The 15,474-nt window shown below is 45.6% G+C and carries 14 protein-coding genes; 10 read left to right on the plus strand and 4 right to left on the minus strand.

Features of this window, described 5'->3' with window-relative positions; translation table 11 throughout:
• Positions 1-55: 55 nt before the first annotated feature.
• The 4 genes from gyrB to dnaA form a co-directional block, all read right to left on the minus strand.
• Positions 56-2,473, minus strand: coding sequence for a DNA topoisomerase (ATP-hydrolyzing) subunit B (gyrB, locus tag IQQ51_RS01805; RefSeq protein WP_048611241.1), 2,418 nt, complete (start codon positions 2,471-2,473; stop codon positions 56-58).
• Between the two features lie 17 nt (positions 2,474-2,490).
• Positions 2,491-3,570, minus strand: coding sequence for a DNA replication/repair protein RecF (gene recF, locus IQQ51_RS01810; protein ID WP_019825571.1), 1,080 nt, complete (start codon positions 3,568-3,570; stop codon positions 2,491-2,493).
• 53 nt (positions 3,571-3,623) lie between these two features.
• Positions 3,624-4,724 carry a DNA polymerase III subunit beta gene (dnaN, locus tag IQQ51_RS01815; RefSeq protein ID WP_193840196.1) on the minus strand — a complete coding sequence of 367 codons (1,101 nt, stop codon included), beginning with the start codon at positions 4,722-4,724 and terminating at the stop codon, positions 3,624-3,626.
• Between the two features lie 81 nt (positions 4,725-4,805).
• Positions 4,806-6,227 (minus strand): chromosomal replication initiator protein DnaA, encoded by a 1,422-nt coding sequence (dnaA, locus tag IQQ51_RS01820; protein ID WP_019825569.1) that lies wholly within the window; start codon positions 6,225-6,227, stop codon positions 4,806-4,808.
• Between the two features lie 311 nt (positions 6,228-6,538).
• Between dnaA and IQQ51_RS01825 the strand changes: the two genes are divergently transcribed.
• The 10 genes from IQQ51_RS01825 to mnmG form a co-directional block, all read left to right on the plus strand.
• Positions 6,539-7,288, plus strand: a complete 750-nt coding sequence (locus IQQ51_RS01825) for an amino acid ABC transporter substrate-binding protein (RefSeq protein WP_009848135.1) — start codon at positions 6,539-6,541, stop codon at positions 7,286-7,288.
• Between the two features lie 136 nt (positions 7,289-7,424).
• Positions 7,425-8,096 carry an amino acid ABC transporter permease gene (locus IQQ51_RS01830; protein ID WP_009848134.1) on the plus strand — a complete coding sequence of 224 codons (672 nt, stop codon included), beginning with the start codon at positions 7,425-7,427 and terminating at the stop codon, positions 8,094-8,096.
• Positions 8,093-8,830 (plus strand): amino acid ABC transporter ATP-binding protein, encoded by a 738-nt coding sequence (locus IQQ51_RS01835; RefSeq protein WP_048610829.1) that lies wholly within the window; start codon positions 8,093-8,095, stop codon positions 8,828-8,830. The genes IQQ51_RS01830 and IQQ51_RS01835 overlap by 4 nt, the downstream gene beginning before the upstream one ends.
• Before the next feature lie 206 nt (positions 8,831-9,036).
• The gene (gene rpmH, locus IQQ51_RS01840; RefSeq protein ID WP_004735800.1) at positions 9,037-9,171 is read left to right on the plus strand and encodes a 50S ribosomal protein L34; all 135 of its coding nucleotides are present in this window, start codon (positions 9,037-9,039) and stop codon (positions 9,169-9,171) included.
• A gap of 45 nt (positions 9,172-9,216) precedes the next feature.
• Complete coding sequence (gene rnpA / locus IQQ51_RS01845; RefSeq protein WP_017055478.1) at positions 9,217-9,540, plus strand: ribonuclease P protein component; 324 nt, start codon at positions 9,217-9,219, stop codon at positions 9,538-9,540.
• Positions 9,507-9,764 carry a membrane protein insertion efficiency factor YidD gene (gene yidD / locus IQQ51_RS01850; protein WP_004735802.1) on the plus strand — a complete coding sequence of 86 codons (258 nt, stop codon included), beginning with the start codon at positions 9,507-9,509 and terminating at the stop codon, positions 9,762-9,764. Before rnpA ends, yidD begins: the two co-directional genes overlap by 34 nt.
• Before the next feature lie 2 nt (positions 9,765-9,766).
• A complete protein-coding gene (gene yidC / locus IQQ51_RS01855) occupies positions 9,767-11,386 on the plus strand; it encodes a membrane protein insertase YidC (protein WP_048611236.1) in 1,620 nt (539 codons plus the stop codon).
• Positions 11,387-11,516: 130 nt separating this feature from the next.
• Positions 11,517-12,878: a tRNA uridine-5-carboxymethylaminomethyl(34) synthesis GTPase MnmE gene (gene mnmE / locus IQQ51_RS01860; RefSeq protein ID WP_029235098.1), complete on the plus strand. Its 1,362-nt coding sequence runs from the start codon at positions 11,517-11,519 to the stop codon at positions 12,876-12,878.
• 50 nt (positions 12,879-12,928) lie between these two features.
• On the plus strand, positions 12,929-13,363 hold the full coding sequence (mioC, locus tag IQQ51_RS01865) for an FMN-binding protein MioC (RefSeq protein ID WP_048611234.1): 435 nt from the start codon (positions 12,929-12,931) through the stop codon (positions 13,361-13,363).
• A 481-nt stretch (positions 13,364-13,844) separates the two neighbouring features.
• The coding region (gene mnmG / locus IQQ51_RS01870) for a tRNA uridine-5-carboxymethylaminomethyl(34) synthesis enzyme MnmG (protein WP_228012640.1) at positions 13,845-15,474 on the plus strand (1,630 nt) is incomplete at its 3' end.

Consider the following 15,474-nt stretch of genomic DNA (forward strand, 5'->3'; position numbering starts at 1 on the left):
CACCGCCAATGGGCAGTGCTTTTATGGTTTTGAGTTTCTTTAGTACTAAAGAAATCTATACATCAAGGTTAGCAACCTTCAATGCGTTCTCTTCGATGAAGTTACGACGAGGTTCAACTTGGTCACCCATTAGCGTCGTAAACAACAGATCAGCACCAACAGCATCTTCAATAGTTACTTGCATCATACGGCGAGTTTCAGGATCCATTGTGGTTTCCCAAAGTTGATCCGGGTTCATCTCACCTAGACCTTTGTATCGCTGTAGGCTTAGACCACGACGAGACTCTTTCACTAACCAGTTCAGAGCATCAACGAAGCTAGAAACTTCTTGAGTACGCTCGCCACGCTTAATGTAAGCGCCTTCTTCAATCAAGCCATCAAGAGCTTCAGAAAGATCCGCTAGCTTACCAAACTCTTTAGAGTTAATAAGATCGATGCTCAGTACGTGTTCATGAGTCACACCATGAGTACGAACCACAATCTTAGGAACGCTTAAGCCTAGCTCTTCGTGTTTTTCAACTTCAAGGCTGTATTGGCTTGCACCTACTTCTTTCGCGTTTAGCTGTTCAACAAGCTGCTTACCCCAAGCTTCAACTGCCGCGTCATCATGACACTGTTCAGCCGTTAGACGAGGAACGTAAATCAGTTCGTGAACCAATGCGCGTGGGTAACGGCGGCTCATACGATCAACAAGCTTGATGCCTGCATTGTATTGCTGAACAAGCTTCTCTAAACCTTCACCTGCAAATGCTGGCGCTTCAGGGTTTACGTGCAGTTCTGCATTGTCTAAAGCCAAAGATACTTGATACTGGTTCATCGCATCTTCATCTTTAATGTACTGCTCTTGCTTACCTTTCTTCACTTTGTAAAGTGGCGGTTGAGCAATATAGATGTAACCACGTTCAATCAGCTCTGGCATTTGACGGTAGAAGAACGTCAGTAGCAGAGTACGGATGTGAGAACCATCGACATCGGCATCGGTCATGATGATGATGTTGTGGTAACGCAATTTATCTGGGTTGTATTCGTCACGGCCAATACCACAACCAAGAGCTGTGATTAGCGTTGCTACTTCTTGAGAAGACAGCATTTTATCGAAACGTGCTTTCTCTACGTTAAGGATTTTACCTTTTAGCGGTAGGATTGCTTGGTTCTTACGGTTGCGCCCCTGCTTAGCTGAACCGCCAGCAGAGTCTCCTTCCACAATATATAGTTCAGACAGTGCAGGATCTTTTTCCTGACAGTCAGCAAGTTTACCTGGAAGACCCGCTAAATCTAATGCGCCTTTACGACGAGTCATTTCACGAGCTTTACGCGCTGCATCACGAGCACGTGCTGCATCAATAATTTTAGAACAAACTGTTTTCGCTTCACCTGGGTTCTCAATCAGGAACTCAGACAACTTCTCACCCATTGTAGATTCAACGGCAGACTTCACTTCTGAAGAAACCAGCTTATCTTTAGTTTGGCTTGAGAACTTAGGATCAGGCACTTTAACAGAAACAATCGCCGTCAGACCTTCACGAGCATCATCACCAGAGGTCGCAGTCTTCGCTTTCTTAGAGAAGCCTTCCTTGTCCATGAAGCTGTTCAGAGTACGCGTTAGCGCCGCACGGAAACCTGCTAAGTGAGCACCACCATCGCGTTGAGGGATGTTGTTGGTGAAACAGTAGATGTTTTCTTGGTAGCCGTCATTCCACTGCATCGCAACTTCAACGGTAATACCGTCTTCGCGCTCAGAGTTAAAGTGGAAGATTTTTTGGATGATTGGCGTTTTGTTCGTATTAAGGTGTTCAACAAACGCTTGGATACCGCCTTCGTATTCGAAGTGATCCATTTTGTCTTCTTCGCGCTCATCAATTAGCTTAATTGATACACCTGAGTTCAAGAATGATAGCTCACGTAGACGCTTAGCTAAAATGTCGTAATGGAACTCGATGTTAGTGAAGGTTTCTTCACTCGGCCAGAAACGAATCTCTGTACCTGTTTTATCCGTGTCACCGATAACCGCTAGTGGCGCTTGAGGCTCACCGTGGCTGTAGGTTTGAGTGTGGATTTTGCCACCGCGGTGGATAGTAAGAGTAACTTGCTTAGAAAGTGCGTTAACTACTGAAACACCAACACCGTGCAGACCACCAGATACCTTGTACGAGTTATCATCGAACTTACCACCAGCGTGAAGAACCGTCATGATTACTTCTGCTGCTGATACGTTTTCTTCTGGGTGCAATTCTGTTGGAATACCACGGCCGTCATCGCTCACAGACACAGAACTATCTTCGTGGATAGTTACAATGATGTCATTACAGTGACCAGCTAGCGCTTCATCAATAGAGTTATCTACCACCTCAAAAACCATGTGGTGCAGACCGGTACCATCATCCGTGTCGCCAATGTACATTCCAGGACGCTTACGTACCGCATCCAGACCCTTCAGTACTTTAATACTCGATGAATCGTAATTATCTGACATAGTTACTCTCTGACTAATTATCCTTGCTCTATTTTGCCATGTTCCACATGAAACATCCTGCTATTTTCGTCATGCATATCTGCAATCTGATCAGCGGTAATAGAGCTTACAAAAACTTGAGCCTGGGTCGCCTTTAAACACTCAGCAAGACGTGCTCGGCGTTGGCTATCTAATTCGGAAGCGAAGTCATCTATCAAATAGATACACTGCTTACCTGTCATTTGAGTGAGGTGTTGCCCTTGTGCTACTCGTAGCGCGCACACCATCAACTTCAATTGACCTCGTGACAAGACATCTTCCACTGGAGTGCCGTTCACTTTTATCTTCAGATCCGCTTTGTTTGGCCCACTAAAGGTGTAACCAAGCTGCTGATCCCTTTCAAAATTCTTTTCTAATATCTCGGCGTATGGGGTGTCTTTGTCCCAGCCACGATAGTAGTTAATCTTTATCTCAAACTCAGGAAGGAAGGTCGCACAGATTTCTTCGGCGACTTCTTTGAGCTGATCAACGTAGGTGGCACGCCACTGACTGATGCTTTCAGCTAAACGGGCCAATTCTTGGTCCCAATAGCTCAGCTCTCGATAGTGCGTTGCCGTTTTCAATAAGGCGTTTCGCTGCTTATTGAGGCGCTTTACCCTGCCCCACGCATCATAAAAGCCCGACTCACTGTGGAAGACTCCCCAGTCAATGAATGCTCGGCGATGCTTAGGTCCATCGGTTAGTAAATCAAACCCTTCAGGGTGAATCAACTGCAAAGGTAAGACTTGAGCTAACTGAGCCAACTTTTGCCCAGTTTGACCGCTTATTTTAACCTCTGTCGTGCCATCGCGCTGCTTATTAATGCCAATTGGCAGCTCAAATTGATCCGAGGTCATAAAACGGCCATGTACAAACAGCTCACTACACTCGTTTTGTATGATACGACCGGTAAGTGAACTCTTGAATGAGCGACCATGTCCGAGCAGATACACCGCTTCAAGGACACTGGTTTTGCCGCTTCCGTTAGCCCCTATAAGAAAGTTAAAGCCTGATGACGGTTGAATGTCACAGGCTTCAATATTTCTAAACTGCTTAACGATTAAGCGCGATAAAGGCATAACGTCTTCATATTAATCTTCAATCACGACTCGGTAGGTCAACATAGGGCAGCTTATAAGCGAATTGGCATAACAACGTACATCGCGCTGTCATCTTGTGCGTTCTCAATAAGAGCACTCGCATTGGCGTCTGACATTGAGATACGAACCTGTTCACAACGCAGTGTGTTCAGAACATCCAATACGTAGCTTACATTGAAGCCAATCTCTAGCGCATCACCGTCGAAGTTAACATCGAGTACTTCTTCTGCTTCTTCTTGCTCTGGGTTGTTCGCGGTAATACGCATCTCGCTATCCGCAAGGTTAACGCGAACACCACGGAATTTTTCATTCGATAGAATCGCAGCACGAGAAAATGCTGAACGTAATTCATCACAGCCAGCTTCAAGTGTCTTGGTGGTATTTTGCGGCATTACGCGGCGATAATCAGGGAAACGACCATCAACCAGCTTAGAAGTGAAGACATAGTTGTTCACTTCAGCACGCACGTTAGAGTTACCAATTTGCAGTGTTACTGGCTGTTCAGGTGCATCCAATAGCTTCACTAGCTCTTGAACACCTTTACGAGGAACAATGATCTGCTTCTGAGCAAAATCGGCACCCAGTTGTGCTTGAGATACTGCCATACGGTGACCATCGGTCGCTACGCTGCGCAGGATAGAGCCTTCAATCTCAAACAACATACCGTTGAGGTAATAACGAACATCTTGGTTCGCCATTGAGAATTGTGTTTTCTCGATAAGACCGCGAAGTTCAGCTTGTGTCACTGACACTTCAACTTCACTGCTCCAGTCTTCAATATTTGGAAAATCTGCCGCAGGTAATGTTGCTAATGAGAAGCGACTACGACCAGAGCGAACCTGAATACGGTCACCATCCGATACCACAGTGATCACTGAGTTATCTGGCAATCCACGGCAGATATCTAGGAATTTACGTGAAGGTACGGTAATGCTGCCCGCTTCGAAATCACCTTCAAGCGTTACACGGCTGATCAGTTCAACTTCTAGATCCGTCGCTGTCATCGACAACACGTTATCTTCTACTTTAATCAGTAGGTTTCCTAGAATTGGAAGCGTTGGCCTGCCACCGAGTGCGCCAGATACTTGTTGTAATGGCTTAATCAGATGACTACGTTCAATGGTAAATTTCATATCTTGCTCTTACGGTCTAAATGGCACTGCGTAATAGTACGTGGCCAAGATTCTGCTTATTAAGGTTAAGAATACTGTGTATTAAGAAGAAAGGGTACGAATCAAGTTCGAATAATCTTCTTTAATGTCGTGGCTCTCTTCACGCAGCTGAGCAATCTTACGACAAGCATGCAGTACCGTCGTGTGGTCACGACCACCGAATGCATCGCCAATCTCAGGCAAGCTGTGGTTTGTTAGCTCTTTCGCCAGTGCCATCGCCAATTGACGTGGACGAGCAACAGAACGAGAACGACGCTTAGACAATAGATCAGCGACTTTGATTTTGTAGTACTCGGCTACTGTCTTTTGAATGTTATCAATAGTGACCAGTTTTTCTTGCAGTGCAAGTAGGTCACGCAGTGCTTCACGCACGAAGTCGATCGTGATCGGGCGGCCAGTGAAGTTTGCATTCGCAATAACACGGTTCAATGCGCCTTCCAGCTCACGAACGTTAGAGCGTAGACGCTTCGCAATAAAGAACGCTACTTCATCCGCAAGGTGAATTTGGTGGTCTTCTGCTTTCTTCATTAAGATCGCAACACGAGTCTCAAGCTCTGGTGGCTCAATCGCAACCGTCAAACCCCAGCCGAAGCGAGATTTAAGACGATCCTCTACCCCGTTGATCTCTTTTGGATAACGGTCAGACGTTAGGATGATCTGTTGGTTACCTTCAAGCAGCGCGTTAAAGGTATGAAAGAACTCTTCTTGAGAACGCTCTTTATTAGCAAAGAATTGGATGTCATCGATAAGCAATGCATCAACGCTACGGTAGTAGCGCTTAAATTCTTCGATCGCGTTGTTTTGCAGGGCCTTTACCATATCCTGAACAAAACGCTCTGAGTGCATGTAAACCACTTTCGCATTCGGCTTATTATCAACAATGGCGTTACCCACCGCATGCAACAAGTGTGTTTTACCTAAACCAGTGCCGCCGTATAGGAACAACGGGTTGTAGGCTGTACCTGGATTATCAGAAACCTGACGTGCCGCAGCCAAACCCAGTTGGTTCGACTTACCTTCAACAAAGTTATTGAACTTATGTTTTGGGTTCACGTTTGAGCGGTGATTCAAGTCAACCGCGACAGGCTCTTCATCACGCCAGATATTATGGACAGGCTTGCGAGCTTGTAATTGCGCAGGTGCTGATGACTCAGCGGCCACATCAGCTGCAGTACGAGTCTGAGTCGGTGCCGGTGTCGCTGGCTTTGGTGCAATCACACGCTTGCTTCCCACTTCAAAATGAAGATGTGGGATATCGTTACCGCAATATTCTTGCAGTAGACGGTTAATGCTATTTAGATACTTATCACGAACCCAATCGAGTACGAAACGGTTCGGTGCAAATAGAGTTAGAGTATTGTCATTGAGTTCCGCTTGTAACGGACGAACCCACATACTGAATTCTGTAGCTGGTAACTCTTCTTGAAGCTGTTGCAAACACTGCAACCAAAGCGAAGATGACACGGTGCCCTCACTCTATTTAAAGTAATATGAAATGACCGCTAATTTTACCTGTTGATAAGTCAGATCACCAGCAATTGATCACAGATCCAGTGAATAAGATCCAAGTTATTCACAATAAATTTGTAATTTATCGGTGGATCCACACATCTTGCCCCTAATTTACTCACACAATGATCCACTTATGCCCGGATCCTTGCTAGTTATCCCCAAATCGGGAATTCAATCTGGTTATGGTTAATAACATCTGGTTATTTATTCTAGTGAGCATTTTCCCAGTAACATCCAAACCCATAAATATAAGGAGTTACCAAATGAATAACTGGATTAAGGCTGCAATTGCGGCTATCGCACTCTCTGCTGCTACTGTTCAAGCTGCGACTGAAGTTAAAGTCGGCATGTCTGGTCGCTATTTCCCATTTACGTTCGTTAAACAAGACCAACTACAGGGTTTTGAAGTGGATTTATGGGATGAGATCGGTAAGCGTAACGATTACAAGGTTGAATACGTAACGGCAAACTTCTCTGGTCTGTTTGGTCTTCTTGAAACGGGTCGCATCGATACCATTTCAAACCAAATTACAATGACGGATGCACGTAAAGCGAAATACCTATTCGCAGACCCATACGTAGTAGACGGCGCACAAATTACCGTTCGTAAAGGTAATGACAGCATTAAAGGCATCGAAGACCTTGATGGTAAGACGGTTGCGGTAAACCTAGGCTCAAACTTTGAACAACTGCTTCGCAGCTACGATAAAGATGGCAAGATCAATGTAAAAACCTACGATACAGGTATTGAACATGATGTGGCACTGGGTCGTGCGGATGCATTCGTAATGGATCGCCTATCAGCACTAGAGCTTATCAAGAAGACTGGTCTACCATTACAACTGGCGGGTCAGCCATTCGAAACCATTGAAAACGCTTGGCCTTTCGTGGACAACGATAACGGCAAAAAACTGCAAGCAGAAGTAAATGAAGCATTAGCAGCAATGCGCGCAGATGGTACGCTAGAAAGTATCTCTCAGAAATGGTTTGGTGCGGACATTACTCAGAAGTAATTACTCACTTTCTCCATTCAAGGCCCACTGCTTTATACAGCGGTGGGCTTTTTGCTTTTGTGCACTGATTAAAAAATCTGATAGAACAGTACTTACATATAGAACAACACTGCCAATAAAAAATACGAGATAGATTATGGGATTTGACTTTAATTACATGCTAGAGCTGTTGCCGATACTACTGAAGTATTTAGGCACCACGATGGAGATGGCGACTTGGGGCTTGTTCTTTGCTCTAATTCTGTCTCTGATACTGGCGAATATTCGTGTATTCAAAATCCCAGTACTCGACCAACTGAGCCAGCTGTACATTAGCTTCTTCCGAGGCACCCCACTGTTGGTGCAGCTGTTCCTCCTTTATTACGGCTTACCACAAGTCTTCCCGTGGATGGTTGGGTTGGATGCCTTCAGCGCCGCTGTGATTGGCTTAACCCTGCACTTTGCCGCGTATATGGCAGAAAGTATTCGTGCCGCGATTATCGGTATTGATCGCAGCCAGATGGAAGCCAGCCTTTCGGTCGGTATGACAACCAGCCAAGCGATGCGCCGAGTGATCTTGCCGCAAGCAACTCGCGTGGCACTGCCGTCATTGATGAACTACTTCATCGACATGATCAAATCGACTTCACTTGCTTTCACCTTAGGTGTCGCCGAAATCATGGCTAAAGCTCAGATGGAGGCTTCTTCAAGTTTCCGCTTCTTCGAGGCTTTCTTAGCGGTAGCGCTGATTTACTGGGGCGTGGTGGTTATCCTCACTCGTATTCAAATTTGGGCCGAAGTGAAACTGAATAAGGCGTATGTACGATGATCAAATTACAAAATATCCACAAGCAGTTTGGTGACACCGAAGTTTTGAAAGGGATCGACCTAGAAATCAAGCAAGGAGAGATAATTGTCATCATAGGTTCAAGTGGTACGGGTAAATCTACCCTACTGCGTTGTGTGAATTTTCTAGAGCAAGCCGATCAAGGCACGATTTCGATTGATGATATCAAGGTTGATACTCAGAAACACACTAAGGCAGAGGTGCTTGCACTGCGTCGTAAGACCGGTTTTGTGTTCCAAAACTATGCACTGTTCGCTCACCAAACCGCGAGACAGAATATTGCTGAAGGTTTAATTACCGTTCGTGGTTGGAAAAAGCAGCAAGCCCATGAAAAAGCACAACAAATACTTGATGATATTGGCTTGGGAGACAAAGGTGATAGCTACCCAGCCGCGCTCTCTGGTGGCCAACAACAACGGGTGGGTATTGGCCGTGCAATGGCACTACAACCCGAGCTTTTACTGTTTGATGAGCCGACTTCAGCGCTCGATCCTGAGTGGGTTGGCGAAGTGCTTAACCTAATGAAAAAACTGGCAAATCAGCATCAAACCATGCTGGTGGTTACCCATGAAATGCAGTTCGCTAGAGAGGTCGCAGACCGAGTGATCTTCATGGCTGACGGTCATATTGTCGAGCAGGGATCTCCACAGGATATTTTTGGTAATCCACAGGATCCTAAATTAAAAAAATTCTTAAATAAGGTTGGGATCGACTAAGGATCCTTGTGATTTTAGTTATTCTACGTATAATCCCCCGACCGGAATTTTAGTTAACCCAATCATTGACACTTTTTGTGACAGTGATTACAATTCCGCCTCTTTGTTGAGAGGCGTCGGTTTTCCTTTCTTATATAAAGAAGAGAAAAAATGCCCACGCCGGGTTTAACAAAAACCTAAAACTACTGATCAGTAAGGTAATTACAATGAAACGCACTTTTCAACCTACAGTTCTAAAGCGTAAGCGTACTCACGGTTTCCGTGCTCGCATGGCTACTAAGAACGGTCGCGCAACAATCAATGCACGTCGTGCAAAAGGCCGTAAGCGTCTTTCTAAGTAATCTTTGATTATTTTGAATAAGCTAGCCTTCGGTCGGGAGTTACGCTTGTTAACTCCCGAACATTATCAAAATGTCTTCAAGCAAGCTCATCGAGCTGGCTCCCCTCATTTCACCATCATTGCCCGAAATAACTCTCTTTCAAATCCTCGTCTTGGATTAGCCGTTCCGAAAAAGCAGATTAAAACCGCCGTGGGTCGTAACCGATTCAAGCGTCTTACTCGTGAAAGCTTTCGTAACACTCAACACAAACTTCCTAACAAAGATTTTGTTGTAATCGCTAAGAAGAGCGCGCAAGATTTAAGCAATGAAGAAATGTTCAAGCTACTCGACAAATTATGGCTTCGCCTGTCTCGCCCTTCGCGTGGATAGCGCTAATACCCATCTATTTTTATAGATGGTTTATTAGTCCACTCATCGGCCCACGCTGCCGATTTACTCCAACCTGCTCTTTATATGCGATAGAAGCGTTGAAAGCTCACGGTTTTGTAAAAGGGTGTTGGTTATCAGGCAAACGTCTATTAAAATGCCATCCTTTGAACGAAGGGGGCTTTGACCCCGTTCCACCAGTCCAAAAACAAGACAGAGATAAATAACGATGGATTCTCAACGTAATATCCTGTTAATCGCATTGGCTTTGGTTTCTTTCCTACTGTTCCAACAATGGAACGTAGCTCAGAATCCAGCACCACAAGCGGTTGAGCAGGCACAATCTGGCAGCACCCTACCAGCGCCATCTTATGCAGATGATCTAGACCCGGCTCCTGGTCAAGTTGCTTCTGCTAAAACTATCACAGTAACAACTGATGTACTGACTCTGTCAATTGATACGGTTGGTGGTGATGTCGTTAAAGCAAACCTAAACGATTACTCTGCTGAGTTCGATTCTGAAGATACGTTTGTTCTTCTTAAGAACGAACCAGGTCACCAATTTATCGCTCAAAGCGGTCTAGTGGGTCCTCAAGGTATCGACCTAAGCAGCACAAACCGCCCTAGCTACACGGTTTCAGCAGACAGCTTCACGCTTGCTGATGGTCAGGATGAACTACGCATCCCGATGACTTACCAAGCGAACGGCCTTGATTACACGAAAACATTCATCCTTAAGCGTGGCAGCTACGCAATGGATGTTGAATACGATGTAGTCAACAACTCTGGTAACAACGCGACATTCGGCATGTACGCTCACCTACGTCAGAACGTAATGGATGACGGCGGTAGCCTAACAATGCCAACTTACCGTGGTGGTGCTTATTCTACGGAAGATACGCGTTACAAAAAATACAGCTTCGACGACATGCAAGATCGCAACCTGTCTCTTAACCTAGCAAACGGTCAAGGTTGGGCAGCGATGATTCAGCACTACTTTGCAAGTGCATGGATCCCACGCGACGAAGCAGGCAGCAACCTTTACACTCGTGTCATTGGTAACCTTGGCGACATCGGTGTTCGCATGCCGAACAAAACCATCGCTACTGGCGACGAAGCAAACTTCAAAGCAACGCTTTGGGTTGGTCCTAAACTTCAAGACCAAATGGCTGCTGTTGCACCAAACCTAGACCTAGTAGTTGACTACGGTTGGTTATGGTTCATTGCTAAACCACTTCATACTCTGCTTTCGTTCATTCAAGGCATCGTTGTGAACTGGGGTCTGGCAATCATCTGTCTAACTTTTATCGTTCGTGGTGCTATGTACCCACTAACGAAAGCTCAGTACACGTCTATGGCGAAAATGCGTATGCTTCAGCCTAAGCTGACTGCAATGCGTGAGCGTATTGGCGACGACCGTCAACGCATGAGCCAAGAAATGATGGAGCTTTACAAGAAAGAGAAAGTAAACCCACTAGGTGGCTGTTTACCTATCCTTCTACAAATGCCTATCTTCATTTCGCTATACTGGGCATTAATGGAGTCTGTTGAACTGCGTCACTCACCGTTCTTCGGTTGGATTACTGACCTTTCAGCACAAGACCCATACTACATCTTGCCACTTCTGATGGGTGCTTCAATGTTCCTAATCCAGAAGATGAGCCCGACAACTGTAACGGATCCAATGCAGCAGAAGATCATGACCTTTATGCCGGTTATGTTCACATTCTTCTTCCTGTTCTTCCCTTCAGGTCTGGTTCTATACTGGCTAGTATCGAACATCGTAACTCTGATTCAGCAAACGCTTATCTACCGCGCGCTGGAAAAGAAAGGCTTACATTCTAAGTAAGTTCGATAATAGAAAGAGATAAAGAAAGGCGACCAAAAGGTCGCCTTTTTGTTTTTAGCTGATTACAATTCAGCTAATTGATTAATCGTGAGCGCCCCTTTTTGGCTTTCACATGCTAGCAGGCACAACTATGACTACAGATACGATTGTTGCTCAAGCGACTGCACCCGGCCGTGGCGGCGTCGGTATTATTCGCGTTTCAGGCCCACAAGCAGCCCAAGTTGCGCTTGAAGTTACCGGCAAAGTACTGAAACCACGTTACGCTGAGTACACCCCCTTTAAATCTCACGATGGTTTAGAGTTAGACCAAGGCATCGCGCTCTACTTTCCTAACCCGCACTCGTTTACCGGTGAAGACGTATTAGAGCTACAAGGCCACGGTGGTCCTGTGGTAATGGATATGCTCATCAAGCGCATCCTCGCGATTCCAGGGCTACGCGCAGCACGCCCAGGTGAGTTCTCGGAGCGTGCGTTCTTGAACGACAAGATGGATTTAACCCAAGCAGAAGCGATTGCCGACCTCATTGATGCCAGTTCAGAAGAAGCGGCGAAATCAGCCCTGCAATCGCTGCAAGGTGAGTTCTCAAAACGCATTAATACGCTGGTGGACTCTCTGATTCACTTACGCATCTATGTTGAAGCCGCTATCGACTTCCCAGAAGAAGAGATTGATTTCCTTGCTGACGGTAAAGTAAGTGCTGACTTACAAGCTATCATCGACAACCTCGAAGCGGTTCGCCAAGAAGCCAATCAAGGTGCCATCATGCGTGAAGGTATGAAGGTGGTGATTGCAGGTCGTCCTAATGCCGGTAAGTCGAGCTTACTGAATGCATTATCGGGTAAAGACTCCGCGATTGTGACTGATATTGCTGGTACCACCCGTGATGTACTGCGTGAACATATCCATATTGATGGTATGCCACTGCACATTATTGATACCGCAGGCCTGCGTGAAGCCTCGGATGAAGTCGAAAAAATCGGTATTGAACGCGCTTGGGAAGAAATTGCTCAAGCCGATCGCGTTTTATTTATGGTCGATGGCACCACTACTGACGCAACCGACCCGAAAGATATCTGGCCAGATTTCGTTGATCGTCTGCCGAATAACATCGGAATGACCGTGATTCGTAACAAAGCCGATCAAACTGGTGAAGATCTCGGGATTTGCCATGTTAATGATCCAACTCTGATTCGACTATCAGCAAAGACGGGACAAGGCGTTGATGCACTGCGTAATCATTTAAAAGATTGCATGGGCTTTGCTGGTGGTAATGAAGGTGGCTTTATGGCACGTCGTCGCCACTTAGATGCCCTAGAACGCGCATCTGAGCATCTAGATATTGGCCAGCAACAGCTCGAAGGCTATATGGCAGGGGAAATCTTGGCAGAAGAACTGCGTATAACGCAGCAACACCTTAACGAGATTACTGGTGAGTTCAGTTCAGATGACCTACTCGGCCGTATCTTCACCTCTTTCTGTATTGGTAAATAACCTTTAAAGGCCGGCTCATGCTGGCCTTTTTCTTTAGTAAGGACAGCTTAATGATCCACATTATTACAGGCAGCACCTTAGGTGGCGCAGAGTACGTTGGCGATCACCTTAATGATCTTCTTGAAGAGCAAGGCCACGAGATCACCCTTCATAATCAGCCTGAATTCGATGATATTCCCCAACAAGGCTTTTGGTTGCTGGTGACTTCAACTCATGGTGCGGGTGAATTTCCAGATAATATTAAGCCGTTTATCGACGCATTGACCCAGCAATCTCCAGATTTAAGCCAGGTTCGCTTTGCTGTCGTGGCACTTGGTGATTCGAGTTACGATACCTTCTGTTTGGCGGGAAAATCAATCCACAGCCAGATGAAAGAGCTCGGTGCTCAGCCTATTTCTGACTGTTTTACCATCGATGTATTGGAAACTCCGGTACCAGAAGACGCAGCAGAAGCTTGGTTTAACGATCATAGCGACCAGTTTTAACCTCTCTCCTCTCTCAAAAAGCGGCTTATGCCGCTTTTTTTTCTCTGAACATCGTGATTGTGAATAACTTTTTTTCAAAAACATCGAAAATTAGCGATCTATTTTCAATTTCTGCTGTGGATAAGATCATACATATACGGTGATTAACCTATAGTTATCCAAATAATAAGTTTTAGGCTAATTTCCTCCTGTGAATAAGTAGCCATTTTGATCCCAGCTAATCCTCACCCTGATCAAAGTTAGATCACATCATTTGATCCAAAAAAGATCCATGATCTCGTTGATCATTTTCGACTTATCCACAGACACCCTCGATCCTAATAATAGATCTAATAAAAGATCTCCTTAAAGATCTTATCTATATTAATTAAAAACAGCTTTTTCGAAAAATCCCAAAAACGTTTTCTCAGGCTATGAAAACAGGTAGAATATCGCTCCTTTTTATCAATCTAGAAAACGTTTGAATACCTGAGGTCGGTTCATGCTTTATCACGAAAAATTTGACGTCATCGTTGTTGGTGGTGGCCATGCAGGAACGGAAGCCGCACTCGCATCTGCACGTACTGGTCAAAGTACGTTATTACTTACTCATAATATCGATACACTAGGACAAATGTCTTGTAACCCAGCCATTGGCGGGATCGGTAAGGGCCACTTGGTAAAAGAGGTCGATGCAATGGGTGGATTAATGGCGCAAGCTATTGATCATGCAGGTATTCAGTTCAGAACATTGAACGCATCAAAAGGCCCTGCGGTTCGTGCTACTCGTGCACAAGCTGACCGCGCACTGTACAAAGCCTTTGTTCGTAACGTTCTTGAAAACACGCCAAACCTAACTTTGTTCCAACAGTCGGTTGATGACTTGATCGTTGAACAGGATCAAGTGGTGGGTGTGGTAACGCAGATGGCCCTTAAGTTCCGCGCAAGCGCTGTGGTTCTGACTGTGGGCACATTCCTAGGCGGCAAGATCCATATTGGCATGGAAAGTTCTTCAGGTGGCCGTGCTGGTGATCCACCATCGATCGCACTGGCTGACCGTCTTCGTGATCTTCCATTCCGAGTTGATCGCCTGAAAACAGGTACACCTCCTCGTATCGATGCACGTAGCGTTGATTTTTCTGAGCTTGAGGTTCAGCACGGCGATAACCCGACGCCTGTTTTCTCGTTCATGGGTAGCCGAGCTCAACAACCTCGTCAGATTCCATGTTACATCACGCATACCAATGAAAATACGCATGACGTAATTCGTGCCAACCTTGATCGCAGCCCTATGTACGCGGGTGTGATTGAAGGCATTGGCCCTCGTTACTGTCCTTCGATTGAAGACAAAGTAATGCGTTTTGCTGACAAGAACAGTCACCAAATTTTTATTGAGCCAGAAGGTCTAACGACTCACGAGCTATACCCGAATGGTATCTCTACCAGTCTGCCGTTTGATGTACAGGTTCAAATTGTTCGTTCGATGAAGGGCTTTGAAAATGCTCATATCGTTCGCCCTGGCTATGCGATTGAGTACGATTTCTTTGATCCTCGCGACCTTAAGCTGACTTACGAAACTAAGTTTATTAAAGGTCTATTCTTTGCCGGTCAAATCAACGGTACCACTGGCTATGAAGAAGCGGCTGCACAAGGCTTGATGGCCGGTCTGAATGCAAGTTTGTTTACTCAAGGCAAAGAAGGCTGGAGTCCACGTCGTGACCAAGCTTACATGGGCGTGCTTATTGACGACCTATCGACCATGGGTACCAAAGAACCTTACCGCATGTTTACGTCTCGCGCGGAATACCGTCTGCTGCTTCGTGAAGACAACGCCGATATCCGCTTGACTGAAAAGTCGCGTGAACTTGGCCTTGTTGATGACGCTCGTTGGGCTCGTTTCAACGAGAAGATGGAAAACATGGAGAAAGAGCGTCAACGTCTGAAAGAGACTTGGATTAATCCAAAATCTGAAGATATTGATCAACTGAACCAAATTCTGAAAACACCAATGTCTCGTGAAGCGAGTGGTGAAGATCTTCTTCGTCGCCCTGAAATGACTTATTCACAGCTAACCGCATTGGATCGTTTTGGTCCTGCACTGGAAGATCAACAAGCGTCTGAGCAAGTTGAGA

The organism is Vibrio sp. OPT18 (assembly GCF_015163615.1).
Classification (GTDB): Bacteria; Pseudomonadota; Gammaproteobacteria; order Enterobacterales; family Vibrionaceae; genus Vibrio; species Vibrio coralliirubri.

Coding starts and splice junctions, on each gene's coding strand:
- gyrB (WP_048611241.1), bottom strand. CDS start 2,473: ATGTCAGATAATTACGATTCATCGAGTATTAAAGTACTGAAGGGTCTG.
- recF (WP_019825571.1), bottom strand. CDS start 3,570: ATGCCTTTATCGCGCTTAATCGTTAAGCAGTTTAGAAATATTGAAGCC.
- dnaN (WP_193840196.1), bottom strand. CDS start 4,724: ATGAAATTTACCATTGAACGTAGTCATCTGATTAAGCCATTACAACAA.
- IQQ51_RS01825 (WP_009848135.1), top strand. CDS start 6,539: ATGAATAACTGGATTAAGGCTGCAATTGCGGCTATCGCACTCTCTGCT.
- IQQ51_RS01830 (WP_009848134.1), top strand. CDS start 7,425: ATGGGATTTGACTTTAATTACATGCTAGAGCTGTTGCCGATACTACTG.
- IQQ51_RS01835 (WP_048610829.1), top strand. CDS start 8,093: ATGATCAAATTACAAAATATCCACAAGCAGTTTGGTGACACCGAAGTT.
- rpmH (WP_004735800.1), top strand. CDS start 9,037: ATGAAACGCACTTTTCAACCTACAGTTCTAAAGCGTAAGCGTACTCAC.
- yidD (WP_004735802.1), top strand. CDS start 9,507: ATGGCTTCGCCTGTCTCGCCCTTCGCGTGGATAGCGCTAATACCCATC.
- yidC (WP_048611236.1), top strand. CDS start 9,767: ATGGATTCTCAACGTAATATCCTGTTAATCGCATTGGCTTTGGTTTCT.
- mnmE (WP_029235098.1), top strand. CDS start 11,517: ATGACTACAGATACGATTGTTGCTCAAGCGACTGCACCCGGCCGTGGC.
- mioC (WP_048611234.1), top strand. CDS start 12,929: ATGATCCACATTATTACAGGCAGCACCTTAGGTGGCGCAGAGTACGTT.